We start from the raw sequence: 24,301 nt of genomic DNA, 5'->3' as shown, positions 1-24,301 counted from the left end.
CCGCTATGCGCCCAGATACGCGCGTGCCAGCGCGCCGTCCTGTGCAATTTCCGCTGCCGTGCCATGCGCCGCCACGCGTCCCGATTCCAGCACATAGGCCCGGTCGGCCAATGACAGCGCCAGCGCCGCCATCTGGTCCACCAGCAGAATCGTCATGGATTCCGCGCGCAGGCGGTCCAGCGCTTCGAACAGTTCGTCGATGATCTTGGGCGCCAGGCCCAGCGATGGTTCGTCCAGCAGCAGGATCACGGGCTTGGACATCAAGCCGCGCGCAATCGCCAGCATCTGTTGTTCGCCGCCTGACAACAGGCCGGCGCGTTGATGCAGGCGTTCGCGCAGGCGCGGAAAGCGCGTCAGCATTTCTTCGACGCGCGCCTCGCGGTCTTGCGGATGCAGGAAGGCGCCCAGCCGGATGTTGTCCAGCACGCTCAGGCCGGGAAACACCTGCCGCCCCTCGGGCACCAACACCAGCCCGCGCGCAACGATGCGGTCGGCGGCCAGGCCGTTCAGTTCGGTGCCTTGCAGGTGCATGCCGCCCTCGGCGGGCCGATGCAGCCCGGCCAGCGTGCGCATCAGCGTGGATTTGCCGGCGCCGTTCGCGCCCAGCAAGGCCACCATCTCGCCTTGCCGCACTTGCAGGTCGATGCCGTGCAGCACGGGGTTGGCGCCGTAGCCGGTGACCAGATTTCCCACCCCCAGCACTTCGGGCCCGATGGCGGCGCCGGCCGGGCGCTGCCGGGCGGCGGGCGTACGCCGGGCGTTTTCATCGCCCAGATACGCCTGACGCACGGCTGGCGACTGCTGGATCTGCGCGGGGTTGCCCTTGGCCAGTTCACGGCCGGCGTCGATCGCCACGATGTGATCGGACACGCCCATCACCAGCGCCATGTCGTGTTCCACCAGCAGCACGCCGGCGCCCGCATCGGCGATGCGTCGCAGCAGACCCGCCAGGCGCGTCTTGTCTTCGCGCGAAAGGCCGGCAGCGGGCTCGTCCATCAACAGGATGTCGGCGTCGGTGGCCAGCGCGCGCGCAATTTCGACCAGCCGCCGATCCACGTGCGGCAGGTCGGCGGCGGGCACGTCAAGCGCGCCTTCGTAGCCGCAGAAGGCCAGCAGCGCGCGGGCGCGTTCGCGCACGTCCGCTGCCAGGTAGCGGCGCGAGGCCAGCAAGCCGCCCAGTCGGCCACGCACCATGCCCAGCGCCACGTTGTCTTCCACCGTCAACGTGTCGAACAGCTGTGACGTCTGGTAGGTGCGCGCAATGCCGCTGCGCGCCACGCGATAGGCGGGCAGCGCGGCCAGCGGCGCATCGCCCAGCGACACCGCGCCGCTGGTCGGTTGGTAGTAGCCGCTAAGCATGTTGATGACGGTGGACTTGCCCGCGCCGTTGGGCCCGATCAACGCGGTGACGGCGGCGGGAGGTACGTCGAACGACACGGACTGCACCGCGCGCACGCCGCCAAAAGTCATGGTCAGCGCGTCGGCGCGCAACACGCGCCGGTCGCGCGCGGCGGCCGCCATGCCGCCACCTTGGCGCGGCGCCAGCGCGTGGTTCGCCGCGCGCCGCCGCCAGCGTGACAGCAAGCCCGCGACGCCATCCGGCGCGGCCCACAACACCACCAACAGGAACGCGCCGAAGAACAGCAGCCGGTATTCCTCCAGGCTGGACAGCAGTTCGGGCAGCAGGCCCACCACCACCGCGCCCAACAAGGGGCCGGCCAACGAGCCCGCGCCGCCCAGCGTTACCGCCAGCACGAACAGGATCGACTGCATGAAGTTGAAGTTGTGCGGGGTAATCATGCCGGCTTGCGGCGCAACCAGCCCGCCCGCCAGGCCGACCACGGCGGCCGACACCATGAACGCCACGGTCTTGACCATCAAGGGGTTGATGCCGATGGATTCGCTGGCCGTCTCGCTGTCCTTGACGGCCCGCATCGCCGCGCCCCAAGTCCCGCGCGATAGCAGCGCATAAGCCGCCAACGCCACGAAGACGGCAACGATGGCCAACATCGCCACGCCCCGGTCGCCACCGATACCGGCAAGCGAGGGCTGCACGATGCCCATCAATCCGTTCTGCCCACCCGTGATGTCGCCGCCTTCGATCAGCGCGTGTTCCACGATGAAGCCGAAGGCGATGGTGATCATCGCCAGGTACGGCCCTTTGACGCGCAACGCCGGCAGCGCCAGCAGCAGGCCAAAGGCGCCCGCCACCACCGCTGCGGCCGGCCAGGCCAACCAGAAGCTCCAGCCCGCCTGGCCGGTCAGGATGGCCACGGTGTAGGCGCCGATGGCGTAAAAGCCCGCGTGTCCGAATGACATCTGGCCGGTCAGGCCCAGCAATACGTTCAGGCCGATGCCGGCCAGCGCCAGCAGCGCCACGTTGCCCAGCACGAAGACGTAGTAGCCGTTGACCGTGGCCGCCAGCGCCAGCGCCACCACGGCCAGCACGGCGTACAGCGCCAGCGGTAGCCAGCGCGATGCAAGTTGCTTATTCATCAGACCTTCCTGACATCGGCGCGGCCGAAGAGTCCGTTGGGACGCACGGCCAGCATGACGATCACCAGCGTGAAGCTGATGATCTGGGTGTATCCGGAGCCCAGCGCCACGGTGATCAGCGCTTCGACCACGCCGAACAACAGGCCCGCGATCATCACGCCCCAGGCGCTGGTGATGCCGCCCAGGATGGCGACCACATACGCCTTCAGCCCGAACAGCGTGCCCATGTCCGCCTGCACGTTGAACAGCGGCGCGACCAGTGCGCCGGCCACGCCCGCGAACAGCGTGGACACGGCAAACGCGGCCATGATGGCGTGGCGCACCGGGATGCCCATCAGGCGCGCGGCGTTCGGGTTCTGCACCACGGCCAGCAATGCCACGCCCCAGCGCGTGCGACGCGACAGCGTATGCAGCGCGGCCGCCAGCGCCAGCCCGACCAGCGGGATCAGCAATTGCAGCGGATAGATGCCCAGCCCCAGGCCACCGATTTCAAGCGGGGCCTGGGCCAGCGGAGACGGCAGGCTGCGCGGCTCTTTGCCGAAGGTGAACATCACCACGTTGTCCAGCACGATGCCCAGCGCCACCGTCGACATCAGCCACGCGTTGGAACCCCGGCTGGCGAACGGCCGCACCGCCAGGCGTTCGACCACCAGGCCATACACGCCGCACAAGGCCAGCGCCACCAACAGCGCGGGCGCAAGCGGCCAGCCCAGCGTCTGCGCAAAGGTATAGGTCAGCACGGCGCCCAACATCATGGAACTGCCCTGGGCAAAATTCACCGTCCCCGACACGGCGTAGGTCAGGTAGAAGCCCAGGGCCATCAGCCCATACATGCTTCCCAGACCCAGGCCGCTGACTATGGCGGACATCAACAACATGCGCGTCTCCCGCGTGATTCAAGTGCTGGTTTGCGTGGCGGCCGGCGATGCCGTGCCGCGCCGCCTTATTGCGTGCCCTTGACGGGCAGGATGCGGTTGTCGATGAACTGCGTCCACACGTAGTCGTCCTCGCGCAGCGCGTCGTGCGAGGTCGGCGTGAAGGGTTGTTCGTAGGTCTTGATCAGGCCGTCGTACTTGCCGATCTTGTAGAAGCCCTGGCGGACGGCATCGCCATCGGTGGAGCCGGCCTGCGTAATTGCCAGCGCCGCCAGCTGCATGCCGTCGTACGCGTTGGCCACGCCCACGGCGGGGGTGATGTCCTGCGGGCCCTTGATGTCGGAATACTTGGTCTTGAGCGCCTGCATCACCTTGTCGCCCACCGGCCCTTGCTTGCCAAAGAAGCTGTAGGTCTGCACGAAGTGCACGTTCTTGGCGTTGGGGCCGGCCAACTCCGTGAAGCGGCCACCGGCCGGGCCCCAGTGGGACACGATCGGCACCTTCCAGCCCATGCGGTCCAGCGACTTCACCACTTGCGCCGACGGGCCCACGTTGCCCACCAGGAACAGCGTGTCGGCGCCCGCGGCCTTCAGACGGCTCAGTTGCGGCACGACGTCCAGATCATTCGGCTGGAATTTTTCAGTGCCGGCCGGCGTGACCTTGGCGGCGGCCATGGCCGCGTTCAGGCCTTTTTCATTCGATTCGCCCCACGGGTTGTTCACCAGGATCAGGCCGGGCTTGGCCGTCTGAAACGTCTTTTGCGCGTACTGAAGCATGGCGCTGTCGACGATTTCGTCCATGGCCGACACGCGGAACACAAAGTTCGGGTTGCCCTTGTTCTGCGTGATGGCGGTGCCGGCGGCCCACGGGCCCATGAACGGCACCTTTTCCTGATTCACGATGGGCACGATGGCCATCGACACCGGCGTGTCCAGGCCGCCAAACAGCACGGCCACCTTTTCCTTGAAGATCAGCTCGCGCGCGGCGGCCATGCCCTTGGCGGGATTGCCTTCGTCATCGCGCCGCACCAGCACGATCTGGCGTCCGCCCAGCAAGCCGCCCTTGGCGTTGATCTCGTCGATGGCGATGGTCATGCCACGCGTGAGCGCTTCGCCGGCGCGCGCCGATTCACCCGACAGCGCGGTGATCAGGCCGATCTTGATGGGGTCGGCGGCAAGCGCCGGTTGCAGGGCGAGGCCGGCCGTGAAGAGGGCGGCGGCGGTGGCGCGAAGCAGGAAGGAACGGCGGGTCGGGACCATCGGGGCACTCCTGAAAAAGTGGAACGGATCTTGCATGGGGATAAGTGCTGCTTGCGTAGCCATGCAAGATCCATGCCATCTGTGCCGACCTGGTCGCCGGGGGTGTTGATCACTGCGCCACGAGGGGCAAGCAGCGTCTTTGAACGTGGTTTGTCTGCGTCAGAGCCGAGTTTTGTTTCCAAAGCTTCTGGAATTTTGTTAACAATCATGCATCAGGATTTGCACCAAAATGAATCCAACCTTGCTCGCAAGCACTAATCCGGGGCGTGACGACGCCAATGCGTGGACGCCCGCCGCGTTGGCCTGCCATGGCCGTTTCGCCTATCAGGGCATCGCGGACCGGCCCGACTACACCTGGCCGAACGGCGCGCGGCTGGCCGTGTACCTGGGCTTCAACATCGAACACTTTGCCTTTGGCGAGGGGCTGGGAGCCGAATTGGGGCCCGCATCGCCGCATCCTGACGTGCTGAACTACGCCTGGCGTGAATACGGCAACCGCGTCGGCGCGTGGCGCTGCCTGGATCTGTTCGACCAACTGCGCTTGCCGGCCGGCGTGCTGATCAACACCGCGCTGTATGACCATTGCCCCGAACTGGTCGAGGCGTTTCGCGCGCGTGGCGACGAACTGATCGGCCACGGCTACAGCAACGCGCATCGCCAGGGCGGCTTGCCGGAAGAAGAGGAAAGCGCGCTGCTGGCGCATTGCCGCGATCGCATCGAGCAGCATGTCGGGCAGGCGCCGGCGGGCTGGTTGTCGCCGTGGATATCCGAAAGCCACGCCACGCCCGACCTGCTGGCCGAGGCCGGCTATCGCTATACGTTGAACTGGTGCCATGACGATCAGCCCATGCGCATGCGCACCCGCGCGGGCGACCTGTGGGCCATTCCTTATCCGCAAGAGCTCAACGACATCCCGATGATCATGGGCCGCAAGATGGACGCGCGCGACTTTGCCGATATGATTCTTGACCAGTTCGAAGAGATGCGCGCACAGTCCGCCCGCCAGCCGCTCGTGATGGGCATTGCGCTGCATCCCTATATCGTCGGGCAGCCGTACCGCTTGCGTCATCTGCGGCGGGCACTGGAACCGCTGGCCGCCGCGCGCGATCGCGGCGAGATCTGGTTCACCACGCCCGGTGAAATCTGCCGCCATGTGGACGGCCTGCCACCGGGGGTGATCGCGGCGCTTTGAGCAGCCATCCAGAGCAGCCATCATGAGGGGCTATCTAAAGCAGCCATCCAGCGCGGCCACCGATTGCGCCATCCCTCGCCCCGCTTGTCCGTACGCTTGTCCGTCCGCCTGTCTTGCCCGTCTTGCCCTTTCATTGCCCGAGTCCATTGCCCGAGTCCAGCATGCCAACCCGACCATCCGCCAAACCCCGCGCCAAGCCCGCCGCCCGTGACAACATCGGCGCCATGCCCGACCCAGGTGCCGTCGTTCCCGAAGGAGCGCCCGACAGCGACATGGAGCGCCGCATCTGCGAAGCCGTCTATGAAAGCGTGATGAGCCAGCGGCTGACGCCCGGCACGAAGCTGCCCGAAGCGGCCATCTGCGAATTGTTCGGCGTGTCGCGCTCGGTGGCGCGCAAGGCCTTGCAGCGGCTGGCGCACGAGCATGTGGTGGACCTGCACCACAACCGGGGCGCCGTGGTGGCCGAGCCCACGCCCGAAGACACGCGCCAGATCTTTCAGGCGCGCCGCGCGCTGGAGGCCGCGCTGTTGCCGCTTGCCGTCGCGCGCGCCACCAAGGCCGACTACGCATCGCTGCGCAAGCAGCTGCGCGATGAGCACGCGCTCTTGCACCGCGCCGGCCAGCCCGCCTGGGCACGCCAGGCCAGCGCTTTTCACGTGCGCCTGGGCGAGCTTTCCGGCAACGCCATCCTGCACGGCTACCTGGCGGAACTGGTGTCGCGCTGCTCGCTCATCGTGGCCCTGTACGAACCGCCCGGCAATGCCGCGTGCGAACACGGCGAACACGTGCTGATCGTGGACCTGATGGAACGCGGCGACGTGGCCGAGGCCGTGAAGATCAACGACAACCACCTGGCGGACCTGGAGCGGCGCATCAGCCTTGAGCGCCCGCAGCCCGCGCAAACCCTTGCCCAGATGCTGGGACTGGCCTGATATGGAAATCGACTTCGACGCTATCACCGAATACCAGCGCTACAAGCTGATGGCCAGCCTGATCGTGCCCCGGCCGATTGCGCTGATCACCACCTTGTCGGAAACCGGCGTGGTCAACGCCGCGCCGTTCAGCATGTTCAACATGCTGGGCGAAGATCCGCCCATCGTCATGGTCAGCATCAACCGGCTGGAAGACGGCGGCCTGAAGGACACGGCGCGCAACATCGCCCGCGACAAGGAATTCGTGGTGCACCTGACCGACGAAGCCATGGCCGAAAAAATGCACCGCTGCGGCGACCGCCTGCCTGCCGACGTCAGCGAGCTTGCCCACGCGGGCCTGGACGCCGCGCCCAGCCACCACGTCAAGCCGCCGCGCATCGTGCAGGCGCCCGTCGCCTTCGAATGCACGCTGTACGAAACCATGGAAACCGCCAGCCGCCAGATCTTCATCGGCCAGGTCCGCTGGCTGCACGCCCGCGACGGCCTGATCGACACGGACACCTGGCGCGTGCGCTTGCAAGACTACTTCCCGGTAGGCCGCTTCGGCGCCAGCTTCTACGTCACCACCCGCGACCGCTACGCCATCGGCGCGGGGGAAGCCCCGGCGGGAACAACGGCAAGTACGGCGATTGATGAAATTTGAGGGGGGCGGCTACGCTCGCCGTGGCGCGGCCAGCCCGTCGGACCGTCCGAAGACCCGCGCGGTATTTAACGGCGTGTCCGCGGCCTCATAGCCGGCATTGGCGATCGCGTCTTCAAGGCCACGATATTGTTGACCGAGCTTTGGACTGCGCAATGCGCACATGCCGTCGTTCCAGGCGTGCACCATTTGCTTGGCGATCCAACGCCATTGCGGCTCGTTCTTTGCCGCTTCGATGACTTCATTGCCCACCTCCACGGCCGATTCACATAGTTGTTCGACCATGGCGTGGTACTGCCTGGAAGCGATGCCCAGCCGGGCCAGCATGAACTTGGCCAGCGTGTTTCCCGGCGCCCACGTCTTGCGCCCGTCCACAGATAGCGCAGGGGCGCTGTTGCTGAACTGGGGATAGGCCTGAGTGGTGACGACGTCATAGATCGGCGTGTAAGCCACATCGTCGCGTGACGTGTAATACAGCGCGATGTTCTTGGCATGGCAATCCGCGTTACGGACCACATAGTTCGCGAGCAGATGCCACGCATAGTGCAGGCTTCATGTGGCCCGCCGGCTACAAAATCTGCCCACGACAGGGCGTTTTGTGGCTCCGGGGCTACAAATCGACCGTGTCGGCGGCCTGCATCACCACGCTCCTCCCGCCCCGCCCGGCGCCTTCAGATAGCGCGCAAATCGTTGGGCCAGAAAGTCCACGAACGCCACCGTCTTGGCCGGCAGGTTCAGGCGTTCCGGGTATAGCGCGTGAATGTCGGCGGGGGGAGTGCGCCAGTCGGCCAGCACTTCGCGTAGCCGGCCGTCGCGCAGGTAGGCGGCGGTTTCCCATTCGGAGCGCATGACGATGCCGTGGCCGTCCAGTGCCCATTCCAGCGCGCTTTGGCCGTCGTTGGAGCTGACCGGGCCGCGCACCTTTACGGTTTCGGTGCGTTGGCCGGCTTGCAGGCGCCAGGTGCCGTAGGCGACGTCGTTTTCGCGGACGACGATGCAGCGGTGGCGTTGCAGGTCGCCCGGCGTGCGGGGTTCGCCGTAGGTGTCCAGGTAGCGCGGCGAGGCGCACAGCAGCCGGCGGTTGGAGGCGATCTTGCGGGCCGTCAGGCGGGCGTCGGGCAGGTCGCCGAAGCGCACGGCAACGTCGAACCCTTCTTCGATCAGGTTCAGCGGCCGGTCCGTCAGCCGCATCAACACTTCCACGTCGGGGTACTGCCGCGCGAAGTCGGATACGGCGGGCACGATGTGGGCGCGGCCGAAGCCAAAGGTGGCGTTCAGCCGCAGCAGGCCTTGGGGTTGGGCGCGGGCGCTGGATACCGAGCGTTCCAGCGCTTCGAGGTCGGCCAGGATGCGGCCGCCCTCGGCCAGATATAGCTCGCCTTCTTGCGTGACGCTGACGCGGCGTGTGGTGCGGTTCAGCAGGCGTACGCCCAGCCGCTGTTCCAGCCTGGCCAGCCGCGCGCTGACGGCGGGCGGGGTCAGGCCCAGTTCGCGCGCGGTGGCGGACAGGTTGCCGTGTTTGACCACCAACGAAAAGAAAGCGAGATCGGAAAGGGCGTCCATGGCAGGCAGCGCGGGCAGGCGCGTGGGGCTATTTATAAATTCAATTTAATAAAGAATTCGTTTTACCGCGAATTATAAGAATCGACCCCGCTTATACACTGGCCTCACCCAAGCAGAGCCGCACGGGACCTCCCATCAACGCGGCCAATCGAGGAGACAACGCATGAAGATCAAACCGACCACCCGCGCCTGGTGCGCGGCGCTAGTTGCTGGCGCCTGTTGGAGCCTGCCGGCTGCCGCCGCCGACGCATTTCCCGACCGCGCCGTGACGCTGGTTGTGCCTTTTGCGCCCGGCGGCAGCGTCGATATCGCCGCGCGGCTGATCTCGGACGCGTGGGCGCGCGCGCTGGGGCAAAGCGTGATCGTTGAAAACCGCGCGGGCGCGTCGGGCAACATCGGCATGGCCGCCGTGGCGCGCGCGCAGCCCAACGGCTACACGCTGGCCATCAACACGATGTCGCTGGCCATCAACCCGGCGCTGTTCAAGGACATGCCGTTCGATACGAAGAAGGATCTGCATTCGGTGGGCACGGTGGGTACGTCGCAACATGTGCTGACGGTGACCAACGCCCTGCCCGTGAAGAACGTCGGTGAACTGCTGACCTATGTGCGCGCGCGGCCCGCCAACGATCTGAGCTTTGGCTCGGCGGGCACGGGCAGCACCTTCCACATGGCGGCGGAGCTGTTCAAGTCGGTGTCCAAGACGCAGATTCTGCACGTGCCGTACAAGGGCGGCGGGCCGGCCATGGTCGACACCATCAGCGGGCAAGTGCAGATGAGCTTTCCGGTGCTGTCGGCCGCCAAGCCGCAGGTGGACGGCAAGAAGTTGCGTGCGCTTGGCGTGACGGGCACCACGCGTTCGCCGCTGTTGCCCGATGTGCCGACCATCGCGGAATCCGGCTTGCCCGGGTATGAGTTCAACACTTGGTTCGTCATCAGCGCGCCGGCCGGTACGCCGCAGCCGGTGATCGACACCTTGAACGCAAAGCTGGCCCAGGCGCTGCAATCGCCGGAGCTCAAGGCGCGCATGCAGCGCGAAGGCTTTGACCCGCTGGTCTCCACGCCCGCCAAGACGGACGACATGGTGGCCGCCGAGATGACGCGCTGGGCAGGGGTGGTAAAGGACGCCGGCATCCAGGCGAATTGAGTCGGCTGACTGAGCCGGCCGACTGAGCCGGCCCAGAAAACACAGAAGACACAGCAAGACGCAGCAAGACCCGCCCGTTGGCAAGGCGGGCGCCCCGCTTCAGGCAATCAAGCAATCAAGCAATCAAGCAATCAAGCAATCAAGCAAGACATAAGGAAGCAAGACATGCCCGGCATGACGCTGTACGACAAACTGGTGGCCAGCCATGAGGTGGCCCGCATCGACGACGAGCACATCCTGCTGTACGTCGATCTGCACATCATGAACGAATACACCAGCCCGCAAGCCTTCAGCGGACTGGCCGCGCGCGGCAGGGCCGTGTTGCGGCCAGGGCAGCAGATGGCGGTGGTGGACCACATCATCCCCACGCATCCCGTGCCGTCGGCGTTGCGCGTGATTGCCGATGAAGCCTCGTCGCGCCAGGCCGTGAACTTGAAGCGCAATTGCGATGCGCAGCACATTGCGCTGTTCGATACGACCGACCCGTTGCAGGGCATCGAACACGTGATCGCGCCCGAGCACGGCATGATCCTGCCCGGCATGGTGGTGTTGTGCGGGGACAGCCACACGACCACCTACGGCGCGCTGGGGGCGCTGGGCTTTGGTATCGGCACGTCCGAGGTTGAACACATCCTGGCCACGCAGACGCTGGTGTACCGCGTGGCGCGCAACCTGCGCATCCGCGTGGACGGCACGCTGGGCGTGGGCGTGTCCGCCAAGGACCTGGTCATTTATCTGGTGCATCGGATCGGGGCGCAAGGCGCGCGCGGGCACGCGGTGGAATTTAGCGGCCAGGCTATCGAGGCGCTGTCCGCCGAGGCCCGCATGACCTTGTGCAACATGACGGTGGAGGCCGGCGCGCGCGCCGCGCTGATCGCGCCGGACGCCACCACCGACGCCTACGTGACGGCGCACGCGCCGCAACTGCATGGCGACCTGCTGACGCAGGCGCGTGCGTACTGGGCCACCTTGCGCAGCGACTCGGATGCGGCCTTTGATGTGGAACACACGTTCAACGCCGCCGACATCGCGCCGTTTGTCACGTGGGGCACCAGCCCCGACCAGGCGCTGCCGATCACGGGCCACGTGCCTGACCCGCAAGCCGAACCCGATCAGCTGGCAAGGCTGGCGCTGGAAAAGGCGATGGACTACATCGGCCTGGCAGCGGGGGCGCCGATTGCGGGCGTGCCGGTGGACCGCGTCTTCATCGGGTCCTGCACCAACGGGCGCATCGAAGACCTGCGTGTCGTGGCCGACCTGGCGCGCGGCAGAAAAGTGGCCGATGGCGTGCGCGCCATGGTCGTGCCGGGCTCGGGCGCGGTGCGCGCGCAAGCCGAGGCCGAAGGACTCGCGGCGGTGCTGATCGAAGCGGGCTTCGAATGGCGGCAACCCGGCTGTTCGATGTGCCTGGCCATGAACGACGATGTGCTGCGGCCCGGCGAGCGCTGCGCGTCCACCACCAACCGTAATTTCGAAGGCCGCCAGGGGCGGGCAGGGCGCACGCACCTGATGAGCCCCGCCATGGCCGCCGCCGCCGCGCTGGCCGGCCGCATTGTCGATGTCCGTGAATGGAGCCTTGCCAAATGAACCCGTTGATCGAAGGCGTGGCCGCGCCGCTGCCGTTTTCCAATCTGGACACCGACCAGATCATGCCCAAGCAGTTTTTGCGCATCATCGACAAGGCGGGGCTGGACCGTGGCCTGCTGTACGACCTGCGCTTTGACGAGCATGGCGCACCGCGCGCGGACTTTGTGCTGAACCAGGACGCCTACGCGGGCACGTCGGTGCTGGTGGCCGGACCCAACTTTGGCTGTGGCTCCAGCCGCGAACACGCGGTGTGGGGCTTGCAGCAATTTGGCATCCGCGCCGTGATCGCGCCCAGCTTTGGCGAGATCTTCTACTTCAACGCGGTCAACAACGGCTTGCTGCTGGTCAGCCTGCCCGCCCTGGAAGTCGACGCCTTGCTCGCGCGGGTGTCCAATACGCAGGAATCGGGCGGCAACCGCGTGACCATCGACGTCATGGCGGGGCAGGTGCGCGCGGCGGATGGCTGGACGGCAGGCTTTGCGCTGCCCGAACGCCATCGCCGCATGTACGCGCAAGGCCAGGACATGGTGGGCGCGTCGCTGCTGCAATTGCCCGATGTTGAACGGTTTGAGGCGGCCCATTGGGCGCGGCATCCGTGGATGAAGGATGTGGCGCGCACCGTGCGCGACCGCCTGGACCGGGCAGCACGATAAATCCACAAGGAGGCAGTATCCATGACCGCATTCTTCGACTTGCCGGTGCGCCGTATCCAGACCAATGGCGTTGAGATCGCCGCGCGCATCGACGGGGCGGGCCCGCCGTTGCTGCTGCTGCACGGCCACCCGCAAACGAGCGCCATCTGGCACCGCGTGTGGCCGGCCTTGACGCGGCATCGCACCTGCGTGGCGGCCGATTTGCGGGGTTATGGCGACAGCACCAAGCCTGCGGCCTCGCCCGGCCACATTGCGCATTCAAAGCGCGAGATGGCGGCCGACATGGTTGGGCTGATGCAAGCGGTGGGCCATGCGCGCTTCGACGTGCTGGCGCACGACCGCGGCGCGCGCGTGGCGCACCGGATGGGCCTGGACCATGCCGAGGCCGTGTCGCGCATGATGCTGCTGGATATCGCGCCGACGCTGGACATGTACGAGGGCACGACGCGCGCGTTCGCTCAGGCGTACTTCCATTGGTTCTGGCTGATTCAGCCCGCGCCCGGGCCGGAGACGATGATCGAGCATGACCCGGTGTTCTATCTGCGGTCGGTGATGGGCGGCCGACCCGGTGGGCTGGCGCATTTTTCCGCCGAGGCAATGGCGGAATACGAACGCGCGGCGCGCCTGCCGGGCTGGGCCACCGGTCTTTGCGAAGACTATCGCGCATCCGCCACGGTGGACCTGGACCATGACCGCGCCGGCCGCGCCAACGGCGAAAGGCTGCGCATGCCCGTGCGGGCGCTGTGGGGCGAACGCGGCGCGGTGGGCAAGAATTTTGACGTGCTGGCGCTATGGCGCGCCATCGCCGATGACGTGTCGGGCGGCCCCTTGCCGGGGGCGCATTACCTGGCGGAAGAGTGCCCCGACGCGCTGCTGCAAGAGGCCGGCGCCTTCTTCGGATGGCGGTAGGCGGCAGGCGTCAACCAAGCCTTGGCGGGCGATAGGGCTATCCAAAAAGGGACACAACCCTGGTGGTAACCTTCGCCCCATGAATCGCCACTTCGCCAACCTTTCCGAACTACCCGACCCCGACGACGCGCAACGCGTCTTCAAGGCAACCGACTCCCCCTGCGTGGCCGTGTGCTCGACGCTGTTCGATGACATCTGCCGGGGTTGCGGCCGCACGGCCATGGAAGTGGCCAACTGGGTGTTCATGACGGAAGAGGAAAAGCGCGACGTCTGGGTGCGCATCAAGGCGCAGGGGTATCCCCGGCGCAATAACTGAAACGCGTATTGCGGCGCGGGTGACCGCGCCCAGCGGCCGATCATCGCCGCCGTCTTGGTCATGTCACATGAAGCGGGCTAAATCGCGGTATCGCCCACTTCCGGCCCTATCATGCGCATCGTCCTGGTCACGGATGCCTGGCATCCGCAAGTCAACGGCGTCGTCCGCACCTGGACGACCATGCGGCAGATCCTGCAGGAATGGGGTCACGAACTGATCGTGGTCAGCCCGGAAGGCAGCCGCACCGTGCCGGCGCCATCCGAGCCGGATCTGCGGCTCTGCCTGCAACCCGGGCGGCAACTGCGCCGCATCCTGGGCGACACCATCCCCGACGCCCTGCACATCGCCACCGAAGGCCCGCTGGGGCTGGCGGCGCGACGCATGGCCCTGTCGCGCGGCTGGGCGTTCACCACGTCGTTCCACACCATGTTCCCCGACTACCTGCAAGCGCGCATGGGCATACCCGCCGCCTTGCCGTGGCGGTATCTGCGCTGGTTTCACCGGCCGTCGCGATGCGTGCTGGTGCCCACGCCCACGGTGCGCGATGTGCTGGTGCGGCGCGGCTTGAGCAACTTGCGCGTCTGGTCGCGCGGCGTGGACCCGCGCAAATTCCAACCCAGCGCCAGCCAGGCTTTCGCCCATCTGCCCCGCCCGGTTTTCCTGAGCGTGGGCCGCGTCGCGCGGGAAAAGAACCTGGACGCGTTCCTCGCGCTGGACCTGCCGGGCAGCAAGGTCGTGGTGGGCGCCGGCCCGGATGAGGCTCGGCTGAAAAAACGCTTTCCTGATGCGGTATTCCTGGGGATGCAACAGGACGATGCGCTGCCTTCGTTGTATGGCGCCGCCGACGTGTTCGTCTTTCCCAGTTTGACCGACACGTTTGGCCTGGTGATGCTGGAAGCGATGGCTTGCGGCACGCCCGTGGCGGCCTTTCGCAGCGAGGCGCCGCTGGCGGTGGTGACGCCCGGCGTGACCGGCTGCCTGGACGACGACCTGGCGCATGCTTGCCGCGCCGCCTTGCCGCTGGACCGCCACGCCGTGCGCGCGCACGCGTTGACCCGCAGCTGGGATGCCGTGGCGACCTCGTTGCTGGATGCCCTGGTGCCATTGAAGCCGCTGCCGCCGGCATCGACCTCCCGGCCCACGCCCGCGCAGGCGGGATGACGCGCGTTTTTTTTCAGGGACGGGTTTCCGCACCCCCGGCCAAACCGGTACAATCCCCGGCAATCCTGAGGAGCGTTGCGACGACCCCGTGGTTACCGCCTTGCACGGCACATCGTGCACATCTACGCGGAACCCGGCTCGCCAGGCTCAGGAATCCTTGTTCAAGCGCCGCGCCTTGCGCGTCGCTACAGCAACGGCGCTCACCTTTGTCGCATATGGCGGGAAAGGCGAGCACTCGACTGTCGTGGTGTATTCGCGTTGTCCGGCCATATCGTGCGCCGTTCGAAATTCACGTGGAGCCTACACACCATGAACGCTGTAACTGATAAATCCTTCTCCGATTACCTGGTTGCCGACCTGTCGCTGGCAGGCTGGGGCCGTCGTGAACTGGCCATCGCCGAAACCGAAATGCCCGGCCTGATGGCCATCCGCGAAGAGTTCGCCGCCGCGCAGCCGCTCAAGGGCGCGCGCATCGCGGGCAGCCTGCACATGACCATCCAGACCGGCGTGTTGATCGAAACGCTGGTGGCCCTGGGCGCCGAAGTGCGCTGGGCCTCGTGCAACATCTTCTCCACGCAAGACCACGCCGCCGCCGCCATCGCCGCGTCGGGCACGCCGGTCTTCGCCGTCAAGGGCGAAACGCTGGAAGAGTACTGGCAGTACACCCACAAGATCTTCGAATGGCCCAATGGCCAGCACGCCAACATGATCCTGGACGATGGCGGCGACGCCACGTTGATGCTGCACCTGGGCACCAAGGCCGAGAAAGACCTGTCGGTGCTGGCCAACCCGGGCAGCGACGAAGAACGCATCCTGTTTGCCGCCATCAAGGAAACGCTCAAGCGTGATCCGAAGTGGTATTCCACCCGCCTGGCGCAGATCAAGGGCGTGACTGAGGAAACGACCACGGGCGTGCATCGCCTGTACCAGATGTCGCAAAAGGGCGAGCTGGCCTTTGCCGCCATCAACGTCAACGACTCGGTCACCAAGTCCAAGTTCGACAACCTGTACGGCTGCCGCGAATCGCTGGTTGACGGCATCAAGCGCGCCACCGACGTGATGGTTGCCGGCAAGATCGCCGTCGTGGCCGGCTACGGCGACGTGGGCAAGGGCTGCGCCCAGGCGCTGGTCGCGCTGCGCGCGCAGGTCTGGGTCACCGAAATCGACCCGATCTGCGCCCTGCAAGCCGCGATGGAAGGCTTCAAGGTCGTGACGATGGACGAGGCCGCCGCGCATGGCGACATCTTTGTCACCGCCACCGGCAACTACCACGTCATCACGCGTGAGCACATGAACGCCATGAAGGACCAGGCGATCGTCTGCAACATCGGCCACTTCGATAACGAAATCGACGTTGCCGGCCTGGCCGATTGCCAGTGGGAAGAGATCAAGCCGCAAGTCGATCACGTGATCTTCCCGGACGGCAAGCGCATCATCCTGCTGGCCCAGGGCCGCCTGGTGAACCTGGGTTGCGCCACCGGCCACCCGTCGTTCGTGATGTCGTCTTCGTTCGCCAACCAGACCATCGCCCAGATCGAACTGTTCACGCGCAACGAAGCCTACAAGTCGGGCGAAGTCTATGTGCTGCCCAAGCACCTGGACGAAAAGGTTGCCCGCCTGCACCTGAAGAAGCTGGGTGTGAAGCTGACGACGCTGCGCAAGGATCAGGCCGACTACATCAACGTGCCGGTCGAAGGCCCCTTCAAGCCCGAGCACTACCGTTATTGATGGGTTGAAAGCACAATAGGAAAGACCCGCGCCATGTTGGCGCGGGTTTTCCGAACCGCGGATTTCCCTGTTTTTGTCTGTCGAAGCCAGGGCCGCGGAGCGTCAATACAGGAGTTCGAACATGGTGACATTGATACTCGTCTGGATTCTGAACGCGGTGGCCCTGCTGGCTGTTGCTTACCTCTTGCCCGGCATTGCCGTGGCCAGTTTCGGGTCTGCGCTGATCGCCGCGCTGGTGCTGGGTCTGGTGAACATGCTGGTCAAGCCGGTGCTGGTGCTGCTGACGCTGCCCATCACGATCGTCACCCTTGGGCTCTTCCTTATCGTCATCAACGCCTTGTTGTTCTGGTTCGTCGGCTCCGTGCTGAAGGGCTTCCAGGTCAACGGGTTCTGGTGGGCCGTGGGCGGTGCCATTCTGTACAGCATCATCTCTGGCCTGCTTACCAAACTGATCCCCTAATGTCTGACTCGACTTCCCCTGCTTTCAGCCTGGAGTTCTTTCCGCCGCGTGACCTGGCTGGTCAGGAACGGCTGGTTCGCGCGGCCAAGCAGATGCTGGCCATCCAGCCCAAGTACGTCAGCGTGACCTTCGGCGCGGGTGGTTCCACGCGCGCCGGCACGGCCGACGCCGTGCGCACGCTGCGTAACCTGGGCTGCGATGCCGCGCCCCACCTGTCTTGCGTGGGCGCCACGCGGCAGGATCTGCGCGACATTCTGCAAACCTACAAGAACGAAGGCGTGCGGCGCGTGGTGGCGCTGCGTGGCGACCTGCCTTCGGGCATGGGCGGCGATGCGGGCGAACTGCGCTACGCCAACGAACTGGTGTCGTTCATCCGCGAGGAAACGGGCGACTGGTTCCACATTGAAGTCGCGGCCTATCCCGAAATGCACCCGCAGGCCGCCAACCCGTCGCTTGACCTGGACCATTTCGTGGCCAAGGTAAACGCGGGCGCGGATGCGGCCATCACGCAGTACTTCTTCAACGCCGACGCCTATTTCGACTTTGTCGACCGGGCCCAGGCCAAGGGCGTGAAGGTGCCGATCGTGCCGGGCATCATGCCCATCACGAACCACACCCAGCTGCTGCGTTTCTCGGAAATGTGCGGCGCCGAAGTGCCGCGCTGGATCCGCCTGCGCCTGGCCGAGTTTGGCGACGACAAGGCATCCATCCGCGCTTTTGGCGTGGATGTGGTGACCGAGTTGTGCCAGACCCTGCTGGACAACGGCGCGCCCGGACTGCACTTCTACACCTTGAACCACGCGGAAGCCCCGCTGGCGGTGTGGAAGGAACTGGCGCTGTAAGCGGTAAACGGTAAACGCTAAGCGCTAAGCGCTAAGCGCTAAGCGCTAAGCGCTAAGCGCTAAGCGCTAAGCGGTATCCGGCAAGCAGAAGGGGGGGCAGAAATGCCCCCCTTTTTTTTAATCCGCGTACACCCCTACCTTGCGGATGACGGTGCCCCACTTGTCCACCTCGGCTTGCAGCCAGGTTTGCAAGCCTTCGGGTGTCTGCTTGGATTCCGGCACGATCTCGGCGCCCAGCTCTGCCATCTTTTGCGAGAACGCCGGGTCCTTCAGCGCCGCGCGCAACGCCGCGTTGAACTTGTTGATGGCTTCTGGCGGCGTGCCCTTGGGCGCATAGACGCCGTGCCACACCTTCACCTCAAAGCCCTTCAAGCCGCCTTCCTGTAGCGTCGGCGCGTCCGGCAGCGTCTTGATGCGGTCCAGTGTGGTGACACCGAACAGCTTGACGCGGTCGGCCTTGATCTGCGGGATGGTCTGTGTGGTCTGGTCGCACAGCACGTCTACCTGGCCGCCCAGCAGCGCCGTCATCGCGGGCGCCGTGCCGGCATAGGGCACGGTGGTGAACTGCACGCCCAGCGATTCCTGCAACAGCATGCCGCACAGCTGCGACACCGCGCCCAGGCCCGCGTTGGCCAGGTTGATCTTGTTGCCGTTTTCACGCGCGTATTTGATAAAGCCCGCCATGCCGTCGGCCGGCAAGTCCTTGCGGCCCAGCAGCGTCATGGGCACGTCCGCCACCTGGCCGACGTAAGCGAAGTCGGTCAGCGGGTTGAACGACAGCTTGCGATACAGGGCCGGGGCAGTCGCCATGCCGTTGTGGTGGATCAGGAACGTGTAGCCGTCCGGCGCCGCGCGCGCCACATGCTGCGAGGCCAGCGTGCCGCCCGCGCCGGTGCGGTTTTCGATGATGACGCTTTGCCCAAGCGTCTTGGCCATGGACGCGCCCAGGCTGCGCGCCACGACATCCGTCGGCCCGCCGGCGGCGAACGGCACGACCAGCGAAATGGGGTGGTTCGGGTAAGCGCCTTGCGCACTGGCGGAGCCCCAGGCAAGGCAGGACAGGGCCAGTGCCGGCCAGGCGGCGCGAATAGAGGCGCGAATAGAGGCGCGAATGGTCGCGCGAAGGGAGGCGCGAACGGAGGCGCGATCGGCCACGCGATCGGCCACGCGCGCGAAATGATGGGGCATGTCTCGCTCCTTGTGGTTTTTTGATGGACCCCAGTGTGGCCCGTCGGAACAAGGATGAGAATTCGCCGTTTTTCAAGCCAGGTTTCAGCGGGCGGAAAGGCGGGTTAACGCGGATTGCCGCTCGGCTGGCGCGGATTGCGGGTGATGTAACGGGGATTGCCGCTTGCCGCTTGCCGCTTGCCGCTTGCCGCTTAACTGGCCTGATCCTTGCCCGGGTCCTCGGCCAGCACTTGCGGCGCGGGGTAGCTGCTGGCCGGGGGCGCATTGACGGGTTCAACACGCAGCGGCTGGTGCACGCGGCTGGGTGGCACCAGCGAACCGGGGTCATTGGGGTTGGTCCACAGCGGGTCCGGGATTTCGGCAAAGACCTGGCGCAGGCGCTCGCCCCAGGTGCCCCGGATCATGCGGAAATATTCGTTGCGTTCGTCGATGCTGGCAAAGTGGGTCACGCGCAGCGTGTCGGTGTCGTAGACCAGCAGGTCCAGCGGCAGGCCCACTGAGATGTTTGACCGCAAGGTCGAGTCCATGGAGATCAGCGCGCACTTGGCGGCCTCGTCCAGCGACGTGTCCGGGCGCAGCACGCGGTCCAGGATGGGCTTGCCGTACTTGGCTTCGCCGATCTGGAAGTACGGGCATTCCTGGCTGGCTTCGATGAAGTTGCCGGCCGCGTAGACCTGGAACAGCCGGCAGCCTTCCGTGCCGATCTGTCCCCCGAAAATCAGGCTGACGTTGAACTCCACGCCCTGTTCCTGCAACGCGGGCGCCTCGCGGCGGTAGACCTCGCGCACCGCCGCGCCCACGCAGCGGGTGGCCTCGAACAGGTCGGGCGCGTTCCAGATGGTGTCGCCGCCTTCGTCGTGCTGGCGCGCCAGCGCATGCAGCACCGCCTGGCTGACGGCCAGGTTGCCCGAGCTCATCAGCACCATGACGCGCTCGCCCGGGCGCTCGAACACGGTCATTTTTCGGAAGACGCTGATCTGGTCGACGCCGGCGTTCGTGCGGGAGTCAGAAAGGAAAACCAGGCCGGCATCAAGGCGGGCGGCTACGCAATAGGTCATGATCGATCATTCAAAGAAACCACGCCGCATTGTATTGCGGCGTGGGCGCGGCGGTTATTGCTGGCCGGACGTCTGCACCTGCACGCTGATCTCCATGGATTCTTCACCCCCGCCGCTGCGCACGCCGCGCACGGGCGAGGCGGAATCGTAATCCCGCGCCACGGCCAGGCGGCAATGGCTGTCGGACGCGAATTGGCGGTTGGTGACGTCGATACTGGTCCAGCCGATGTCGGGCAAAAACACGTCGGCCCAGGCGTGGCTGGCCGAGTGTTCGGTGGTGGTGTGCACGTAGCCGCTGACGTAGCGCGCGGGCACGCCCAACCCGCGCACGCAGGCCAGGAACAGGTGGGCGTGGTCCTGGCAGACGCCGTGGCCCATCGCCAGCACCTGGTTGGCGGCCGTGGTCACGTCGGTGGTGCCGGGTTCGTACGCCACGCGGTCGCTGATGGCGTTGGCCAGCGCCAGGATGTCGTCCTGGGTGCCCAGGCCATTGGGCAGCACGCCGCGCACGAAGGCCAGAATGGTGTCGTCCGCCTGGGTCAACGGCGTCTGCACGCAATAGGCGTGCACGGGCAGGCGGCTGTCTTCGCTACCTAAAAGGCCCCGCGTCAGCGGCGCCACCTGCACCTGCCCGACCACACGCAGTTCGATATCGGTGTGCGGGCGGTTCAAGGTCAGCGTGTGGGTGATGTTGCCGTACGCGTCCACCTGCTTTTCCAACGCGCCGGGCGCTTCGATGTGCCACCGCAGCACGCGCTGGTGTTCGTCGTCGCGCGGGGTCATGCGCAGCGTCTGGATGCTGTAGGTAACCGGCGCCGTGTAGCGGTAATGCGTGATGTGCGTGATGAACTGTTTCATGGGGCTGTCTCCGTGTTATGCCGACAGCGGGACCAGGAAGTCCTGGCTGATCCGGTTGCCCAAATCGTTGATGCGGTCCAGGAAATGGTCCAGGTATTGGTGCAGGCCGCTATCCAGAATGTCCTCGACCCGGCCAAATTGCAGCTCGGCGCACAGCATGCCCGCGCGGCGCTGGGTCTCGGTTGAGCGTTGGTTGGAGACGCGCGCCAGGTCTTCGGACACGGCACGCATCGACGACAGCAGCGAGCGCGGCATGTCGGGGTGCAGGATCAGCAGCTCGGCCACGCGGTCCGGCGTGATGACGTCGCGGTACACCTTGCGGTAGATCTCCAGCCCGGACACTGAACTGAGCAGTGCCGACCAACGATAGAACTCGCTTTGCAGCGCCGCGGTGCCCGAGCCTTCGCCGCGCGCTTCCGTCGTGGCCTGGCTGCCGCGCTCGTGGAATTTCACGTCCAGCATCCGGGCGGTATTGTCCGCGCGTTCCAGGTGCATGCCGATGCGCAGGAAATACAGCGCCTCGTCTTCCAGCATCGTGCCGATCGTGACGCCCCGCGCCAGATGCGAGCGGAACTTCACCCATTCAAAAAACTCACCGGGGTTGCGTTCCAGCAGGCCTGTGTGCAAATGCTTAAGCAATTCCAGCCAGGTGGTGTTGTAGGTTTCCCAGACCTCGGTGGTCAGGCTGCCACGCACGGCGCGGGCGTTTTCCCGGGCCGCGCGCATGCAGGAATAGATCGACGATGCGTTCTCCGGATCACGCACCATGTACTGCAACACGTCGTTGGGCGAGATGGACGCGTACTTGGTTTGATACAGCCCTTGCAGCTCGGAGATGCGCAGCACGCCCAGCCACGAGCCTTCGCGCGTTTGCGGGTCTTGCGGCAGCAGCGACATTTGCAGGTTCACGTCCAGCATGCGCGCCGTGTTTTCGGCGCGTTCAATGTAGCGGCACATCCAGAACAGGTTGTCGGCGGTTCGGCTCAGCATGTTCAGTCCTCCAGAACCCAGGTGTCTTTGGTGCCGCCGCCCTGGCTGCTGTTGACCACCAGCGAGCCTTCGGTCAGCGCCACGCGGCACAGGCCGCCGGGCACCGTGCGGATGTCCTTGCCGCACAGCACGTACGGGCGCAGGTCGATGTGGCGCGGCGCGACGCCGGATTCCACATAGGTTGGCACGGTGGACAGCGCCAGCGTGGGTTGCGCGATGTAGTTGGCCGGGTTGGCGCGCACGCGTTCCTTGAAGGCCTCGACTTCGGCGCGGCTGGCGGACGGGCCCACCAGCATGCCGTAGCCCCCGGCGCCATGCACTTCCTTGACCACCAAGTCGTGCATGTTGGCCAGCACGTGTGACAGTTCATCAGGCCGCCCGCAACGCCAGGTTGGCACGTTGGACAGGATGGGCTCTTCGCTGAGATAGAACCGGATCATGTCCGGCACGTAGAGATAGGTGGATTTGTCGTCGGCGATGCCGGTGCCGATGGCGTTGGCCAGCGTGACGCGGCCCGCGCGGTAAACGGACAGCAGGCCGGGCACGCCCAGCGCCGAATCGGCCCGAAACGACAGCGGGTCCAGAAAATCGTCGTCCAGCCGGCGGTAGATAACGTCCACCTTGCGCGGGCCTTGCGTGGTGCGCATGTAGACGGTGTTCTGTTCCACGAACAGGTCTTGCCCTTCGACCAGTTCCACGCCCATCTGCTGGGCCAGGAACGCGTGTTCGAAGTAGGCCGAGTTGTACATCCCGGGCGTCAACACCACCACGGTGGGATCGTCGCCGCCATGCGGGGCCACTTCGCGCAGGTTGTCCAGCAGCAGGTCGGGATAGTGCGCCACCGGTTCGACCTTGATGCGGCTGAAAGCATCGGGCATCAGCCGCATCGACATCTTGCGGTTTTCAAGCATGTACGACACGCCCGAGGGCACGCGCAGGTTGTCTTCCAGCACATAGAATTCACCCGCGCCGGCCCGCACGATATCCACGCCGGCGATGTGGCAGTAGATGTCCTCGGCCACGTCCACGTCCTGCATTTCTGGGCGGTACTGGGCGTTCAGGAATACCTGTTCGGCCGGCACGATGCCCGCGCGCACGATGTCGTGGCCGTGGTAGATGTCGTGGATGAACATGTTCAGCGCGCGCACGCGCTGCTTCAGGCCGGCTTCCAGGTGGCGCCATTCGTCGGCGGGAATGATGCGCGGGATCAGGTCGAACGGGATCAGGCGTTCGGTGCCGGCGGCGTCGCCGGCGACGGAAAACGTGATGCCGACCCGGCGAAAGCTAAGGTCGGCTTCCAGCCGGCGCACGGCCATGGCCTCGGCCGACTGCTCTTGGTGCCAGCGTTCGAACGCCTGGTATTGGGAGCGTATGCCGCCTGCGCTGTCGCGCATTTCGTCATAAGCGGCGGGACGGGATGGTCTGTCCTTCATGGCTCCTCCGATGCTGTGCCTGCTGCCGGCTTGTGGTGGCCGGCTTGCACGCGGTCAACCCGGCCGATGATTGGCCGGTCACAAACAATAAGCAACCTGCATGCCAGCTTTCGGGGACACAGGGCCCGTGGGCACAATATCCTCTGAAGGACGCAAAAACGCCATCCCCGCTGCGACCGATGGCACCGCTTTGGTGCGCGCCACCGGGCGCATCTGGTGCGTCAGTTCATGCGGAACGTATGCAAGGTGGTGCCGCCGGGGCCGCCTTGGGACAGCGGCGCCTCGGGCACCCAGCCGTCTTGCGTCAGCACGGCGTCCAGCGGGAAGTCGTGGGGAGCGGCCTGGTAGTCGGCATCCAGCTCGCCGCAGCTCCAGGCGATGCCGATGGTGATGAAAGGATGTCCGCGCTCGCGCAGCGCGGCCAGGGTGCGGTCGTAGTAGCCGCCGCCGTAGCCCAGGCGGTCGCCGTGTTCGGTGTAACCCAGGGTGGGCACCAGCACCACGTCGGGCAGCACGTCCGGGCCGGCAACGGGTTCCTGGATGCCGTAGGGGCCGGCGCGCAGCTCGGCGTCGGGCGTCCAGGACAGGAAGGCCAGCGGCGCATTGCGCTCGCGCACCACGGGCAGCGCCACGCCGACGCCGTTTTCGACCCACTGCGTCAGCAGGGGGCGCAGGTCGGGCTCGTCGTCCATGGGCCAGAACGCGGCGACCGTGGCGGGGGCGGGGCGGCCGGCGCGCACAGCTTCGTCGCGGGCCACATTCAGCCAGGTGAACAGGCGCGCGCGCATCAACAAACCGCCGCGGCTGCGCTGGTCTTCAGGCATTTCGGCACGCAGTTTCCGCAATCGCGTGCGGTGCTGGACTGCGGTATCCTTTGGAGTATTTTGCGTAGTCATGCAGTGGCTGTAATGGGGGTGGACAATGAAGGCGAACGTGCTGGAATCGGGCATGCGGAATAGAGGCATGTGTACGGATATGTACACGAACATGCACGCGGACATGCCATCGGCCGTG

General features: G+C 65.9%; 22 protein-coding genes, 1 pseudogene and 1 riboswitch. Of the genes and pseudogenes, 12 read left to right on the top strand and 11 right to left on the bottom strand.

What is annotated here, in order from left to right:
* Nucleotides 1–3: 3 nt before the first annotated feature.
* The 3 genes from KYT87_RS28520 to KYT87_RS28510 all read right to left on the bottom strand — a co-directional run bounded on the left by KYT87_RS28520 (nucleotide 4) and on the right by KYT87_RS28510 (nucleotide 4,630).
* A complete protein-coding gene (locus KYT87_RS28520; protein WP_219991385.1) occupies nucleotides 4–2,496 on the bottom strand; it encodes a branched-chain amino acid ABC transporter ATP-binding protein/permease in 2,493 nt (830 codons plus the stop codon).
* Entirely contained in the window at nucleotides 2,496–3,374 is an 879-nt protein-coding gene (locus tag KYT87_RS28515; protein WP_046803008.1) for a branched-chain amino acid ABC transporter permease, read from the bottom strand. Before KYT87_RS28515 ends, KYT87_RS28520 begins: the two co-directional genes overlap by 1 nt.
* A gap of 65 nt (nucleotides 3,375–3,439) precedes the next feature.
* Nucleotides 3,440–4,630, bottom strand: a complete 1,191-nt coding sequence (locus KYT87_RS28510) for an ABC transporter substrate-binding protein (protein WP_104142591.1) — start codon at nucleotides 4,628–4,630, stop codon at nucleotides 3,440–3,442.
* Nucleotides 4,631–4,859: 229 nt separating this feature from the next.
* Between KYT87_RS28510 and KYT87_RS28505 the strand changes: the two genes are divergently transcribed.
* The 3 genes from KYT87_RS28505 to KYT87_RS28495 all read left to right on the top strand — a co-directional run bounded on the left by KYT87_RS28505 (nucleotide 4,860) and on the right by KYT87_RS28495 (nucleotide 7,397).
* Nucleotides 4,860–5,822, top strand: coding sequence for a polysaccharide deacetylase family protein (locus KYT87_RS28505; protein ID WP_219991384.1), 963 nt, complete (start codon nucleotides 4,860–4,862; stop codon nucleotides 5,820–5,822).
* A 161-nt stretch (nucleotides 5,823–5,983) separates the two neighbouring features.
* Nucleotides 5,984–6,754, top strand: coding sequence for a GntR family transcriptional regulator (locus KYT87_RS28500; protein WP_219991383.1), 771 nt, complete (start codon nucleotides 5,984–5,986; stop codon nucleotides 6,752–6,754).
* Nucleotide 6,755: 1 nt separating this feature from the next.
* Nucleotides 6,756–7,397 (top strand): flavin reductase family protein, encoded by a 642-nt coding sequence (locus KYT87_RS28495; protein WP_046803011.1) that lies wholly within the window; start codon nucleotides 6,756–6,758, stop codon nucleotides 7,395–7,397.
* A gap of 9 nt (nucleotides 7,398–7,406) precedes the next feature.
* On the opposite strand, the pseudogene KYT87_RS28490 reads toward KYT87_RS28495, so the two are convergent.
* Nucleotides 7,407–7,937, bottom strand: a pseudogene (locus KYT87_RS28490) (HipA domain-containing protein); the annotation flags it as partial.
* 96 nt (nucleotides 7,938–8,033) lie between these two features.
* Nucleotides 8,034–8,957 (bottom strand): LysR family transcriptional regulator, encoded by a 924-nt coding sequence (locus KYT87_RS28485; RefSeq protein ID WP_219991382.1) that lies wholly within the window; start codon nucleotides 8,955–8,957, stop codon nucleotides 8,034–8,036.
* A 163-nt stretch (nucleotides 8,958–9,120) separates the two neighbouring features.
* On the opposite strand from KYT87_RS28485, the gene KYT87_RS28480 reads away from it, so the two are divergent.
* The 9 genes from KYT87_RS28480 (at nucleotide 9,121) to metF (ending at nucleotide 17,760) form a co-directional block, all read left to right on the top strand.
* On the top strand, nucleotides 9,121–10,104 hold the full coding sequence (locus KYT87_RS28480) for a tripartite tricarboxylate transporter substrate binding protein (protein ID WP_219991381.1): 984 nt from the start codon (nucleotides 9,121–9,123) through the stop codon (nucleotides 10,102–10,104).
* Nucleotides 10,105–10,269: 165 nt separating this feature from the next.
* The gene (gene leuC, locus KYT87_RS28475) at nucleotides 10,270–11,691 is read left to right on the top strand and encodes a 3-isopropylmalate dehydratase large subunit (RefSeq protein ID WP_219991380.1); all 1,422 of its coding nucleotides are present in this window, start codon (nucleotides 10,270–10,272) and stop codon (nucleotides 11,689–11,691) included.
* Nucleotides 11,688–12,344 (top strand): 3-isopropylmalate dehydratase small subunit, encoded by a 657-nt coding sequence (gene leuD, locus KYT87_RS28470; RefSeq protein ID WP_219991379.1) that lies wholly within the window; start codon nucleotides 11,688–11,690, stop codon nucleotides 12,342–12,344. Before leuC ends, leuD begins: the two co-directional genes overlap by 4 nt.
* A 21-nt stretch (nucleotides 12,345–12,365) precedes the next feature.
* Nucleotides 12,366–13,253, top strand: coding sequence for an alpha/beta fold hydrolase (locus tag KYT87_RS28465; protein ID WP_219991378.1), 888 nt, complete (start codon nucleotides 12,366–12,368; stop codon nucleotides 13,251–13,253).
* Between the two features lie 79 nt (nucleotides 13,254–13,332).
* Nucleotides 13,333–13,569: a DUF1289 domain-containing protein gene (locus KYT87_RS28460; RefSeq protein WP_046803018.1), complete on the top strand. Its 237-nt coding sequence runs from the start codon at nucleotides 13,333–13,335 to the stop codon at nucleotides 13,567–13,569.
* Between the two features lie 111 nt (nucleotides 13,570–13,680).
* On the top strand, nucleotides 13,681–14,730 hold the full coding sequence (locus tag KYT87_RS28455) for a glycosyltransferase family 1 protein (protein WP_219991377.1): 1,050 nt from the start codon (nucleotides 13,681–13,683) through the stop codon (nucleotides 14,728–14,730).
* 61 nt (nucleotides 14,731–14,791) lie between these two features.
* A riboswitch (S-adenosyl-L-homocysteine riboswitch) is annotated at nucleotides 14,792–14,939 on the top strand.
* A gap of 100 nt (nucleotides 14,940–15,039) precedes the next feature.
* On the top strand, nucleotides 15,040–16,458 hold the full coding sequence (gene ahcY, locus KYT87_RS28450; RefSeq protein ID WP_046803020.1) for an adenosylhomocysteinase: 1,419 nt from the start codon (nucleotides 15,040–15,042) through the stop codon (nucleotides 16,456–16,458).
* Between the two features lie 124 nt (nucleotides 16,459–16,582).
* Complete coding sequence (locus tag KYT87_RS28445) at nucleotides 16,583–16,918, top strand: phage holin family protein (RefSeq protein WP_006224804.1); 336 nt, start codon at nucleotides 16,583–16,585, stop codon at nucleotides 16,916–16,918.
* Nucleotides 16,918–17,760 (top strand): methylenetetrahydrofolate reductase [NAD(P)H], encoded by an 843-nt coding sequence (gene metF, locus KYT87_RS28440; protein ID WP_046803021.1) that lies wholly within the window; start codon nucleotides 16,918–16,920, stop codon nucleotides 17,758–17,760. Before KYT87_RS28445 ends, metF begins: the two co-directional genes overlap by 1 nt.
* 117 nt (nucleotides 17,761–17,877) lie before the next feature.
* Here the strand turns inward: metF and KYT87_RS28435 are convergent, their stop codons facing one another.
* The 6 genes from KYT87_RS28435 to KYT87_RS28410 all read right to left on the bottom strand — a co-directional run bounded on the left by KYT87_RS28435 (nucleotide 17,878) and on the right by KYT87_RS28410 (nucleotide 24,183).
* On the bottom strand, nucleotides 17,878–18,948 hold the full coding sequence (locus KYT87_RS28435; RefSeq protein WP_255593676.1) for a tripartite tricarboxylate transporter substrate-binding protein: 1,071 nt from the start codon (nucleotides 18,946–18,948) through the stop codon (nucleotides 17,878–17,880).
* Nucleotides 18,949–19,139: 191 nt separating this feature from the next.
* Nucleotides 19,140–20,006, bottom strand: coding sequence for a proteasome-type protease (locus KYT87_RS28430; RefSeq protein ID WP_046803022.1), 867 nt, complete (start codon nucleotides 20,004–20,006; stop codon nucleotides 19,140–19,142).
* Nucleotides 20,007–20,060: 54 nt separating this feature from the next.
* The gene (locus tag KYT87_RS28425; RefSeq protein ID WP_219991376.1) at nucleotides 20,061–20,864 is read right to left on the bottom strand and encodes a transglutaminase family protein; all 804 of its coding nucleotides are present in this window, start codon (nucleotides 20,862–20,864) and stop codon (nucleotides 20,061–20,063) included.
* Between the two features lie 15 nt (nucleotides 20,865–20,879).
* Nucleotides 20,880–21,854, bottom strand: a complete 975-nt coding sequence (locus tag KYT87_RS28420; RefSeq protein WP_046803024.1) for an alpha-E domain-containing protein — start codon at nucleotides 21,852–21,854, stop codon at nucleotides 20,880–20,882.
* A 2-nt stretch (nucleotides 21,855–21,856) separates the two neighbouring features.
* A complete protein-coding gene (locus KYT87_RS28415) occupies nucleotides 21,857–23,287 on the bottom strand; it encodes a circularly permuted type 2 ATP-grasp protein (protein WP_046803025.1) in 1,431 nt (476 codons plus the stop codon).
* A gap of 221 nt (nucleotides 23,288–23,508) precedes the next feature.
* Nucleotides 23,509–24,183, bottom strand: coding sequence for a 5-formyltetrahydrofolate cyclo-ligase (locus KYT87_RS28410; protein WP_219991375.1), 675 nt, complete (start codon nucleotides 24,181–24,183; stop codon nucleotides 23,509–23,511).
* Nucleotides 24,184–24,301: the final 118 nt, after the last annotated feature.

Source organism: Achromobacter sp. ES-001 (assembly GCF_019448355.1).
GTDB classification, from domain to species: domain Bacteria; phylum Pseudomonadota; class Gammaproteobacteria; order Burkholderiales; family Burkholderiaceae_B; genus Achromobacter; species Achromobacter spanius_B.
The sequence above is the reverse complement of the archived record's forward strand: the minus strand, read 5'-3'. Positions and strand labels throughout refer to the sequence as shown.

Excerpts from the sequence above, each read along its gene's own strand:
- KYT87_RS28485 (WP_219991382.1), bottom strand. The coding sequence starts at position 8,957 with ATGGACGCCCTTTCCGATCTCGCTTTCTTTTCGTTGGTGGTCAAACAC.
- metF (WP_046803021.1), top strand. The coding sequence starts at position 16,918 with ATGTCTGACTCGACTTCCCCTGCTTTCAGCCTGGAGTTCTTTCCGCCG.
- KYT87_RS28435 (WP_255593676.1), bottom strand. The coding sequence starts at position 18,948 with ATGCCCCATCATTTCGCGCGCGTGGCCGATCGCGTGGCCGATCGCGCC.
- KYT87_RS28520 (WP_219991385.1), bottom strand. The coding sequence starts at position 2,496 with ATGAATAAGCAACTTGCATCGCGCTGGCTACCGCTGGCGCTGTACGCC.
- KYT87_RS28415 (WP_046803025.1), bottom strand. The coding sequence starts at position 23,287 with ATGAAGGACAGACCATCCCGTCCCGCCGCTTATGACGAAATGCGCGAC.
- KYT87_RS28430 (WP_046803022.1), bottom strand. The coding sequence starts at position 20,006 with ATGACCTATTGCGTAGCCGCCCGCCTTGATGCCGGCCTGGTTTTCCTT.
- KYT87_RS28465 (WP_219991378.1), top strand. The coding sequence starts at position 12,366 with ATGACCGCATTCTTCGACTTGCCGGTGCGCCGTATCCAGACCAATGGC.
- KYT87_RS28495 (WP_046803011.1), top strand. The coding sequence starts at position 6,756 with ATGGAAATCGACTTCGACGCTATCACCGAATACCAGCGCTACAAGCTG.
- KYT87_RS28500 (WP_219991383.1), top strand. The coding sequence starts at position 5,984 with ATGCCAACCCGACCATCCGCCAAACCCCGCGCCAAGCCCGCCGCCCGT.
- KYT87_RS28455 (WP_219991377.1), top strand. The coding sequence starts at position 13,681 with ATGCGCATCGTCCTGGTCACGGATGCCTGGCATCCGCAAGTCAACGGC.
- KYT87_RS28410 (WP_219991375.1), bottom strand. The coding sequence starts at position 24,183 with ATGACTACGCAAAATACTCCAAAGGATACCGCAGTCCAGCACCGCACG.
- ahcY (WP_046803020.1), top strand. The coding sequence starts at position 15,040 with ATGAACGCTGTAACTGATAAATCCTTCTCCGATTACCTGGTTGCCGAC.
- KYT87_RS28420 (WP_046803024.1), bottom strand. The coding sequence starts at position 21,854 with ATGCTGAGCCGAACCGCCGACAACCTGTTCTGGATGTGCCGCTACATT.
- KYT87_RS28515 (WP_046803008.1), bottom strand. The coding sequence starts at position 3,374 with ATGTTGTTGATGTCCGCCATAGTCAGCGGCCTGGGTCTGGGAAGCATG.
- KYT87_RS28425 (WP_219991376.1), bottom strand. The coding sequence starts at position 20,864 with ATGAAACAGTTCATCACGCACATCACGCATTACCGCTACACGGCGCCG.
- KYT87_RS28510 (WP_104142591.1), bottom strand. The coding sequence starts at position 4,630 with ATGGTCCCGACCCGCCGTTCCTTCCTGCTTCGCGCCACCGCCGCCGCC.
- KYT87_RS28480 (WP_219991381.1), top strand. The coding sequence starts at position 9,121 with ATGAAGATCAAACCGACCACCCGCGCCTGGTGCGCGGCGCTAGTTGCT.
- KYT87_RS28460 (WP_046803018.1), top strand. The coding sequence starts at position 13,333 with ATGAATCGCCACTTCGCCAACCTTTCCGAACTACCCGACCCCGACGAC.
- KYT87_RS28505 (WP_219991384.1), top strand. The coding sequence starts at position 4,860 with ATGAATCCAACCTTGCTCGCAAGCACTAATCCGGGGCGTGACGACGCC.
- leuC (WP_219991380.1), top strand. The coding sequence starts at position 10,270 with ATGCCCGGCATGACGCTGTACGACAAACTGGTGGCCAGCCATGAGGTG.
- leuD (WP_219991379.1), top strand. The coding sequence starts at position 11,688 with ATGAACCCGTTGATCGAAGGCGTGGCCGCGCCGCTGCCGTTTTCCAAT.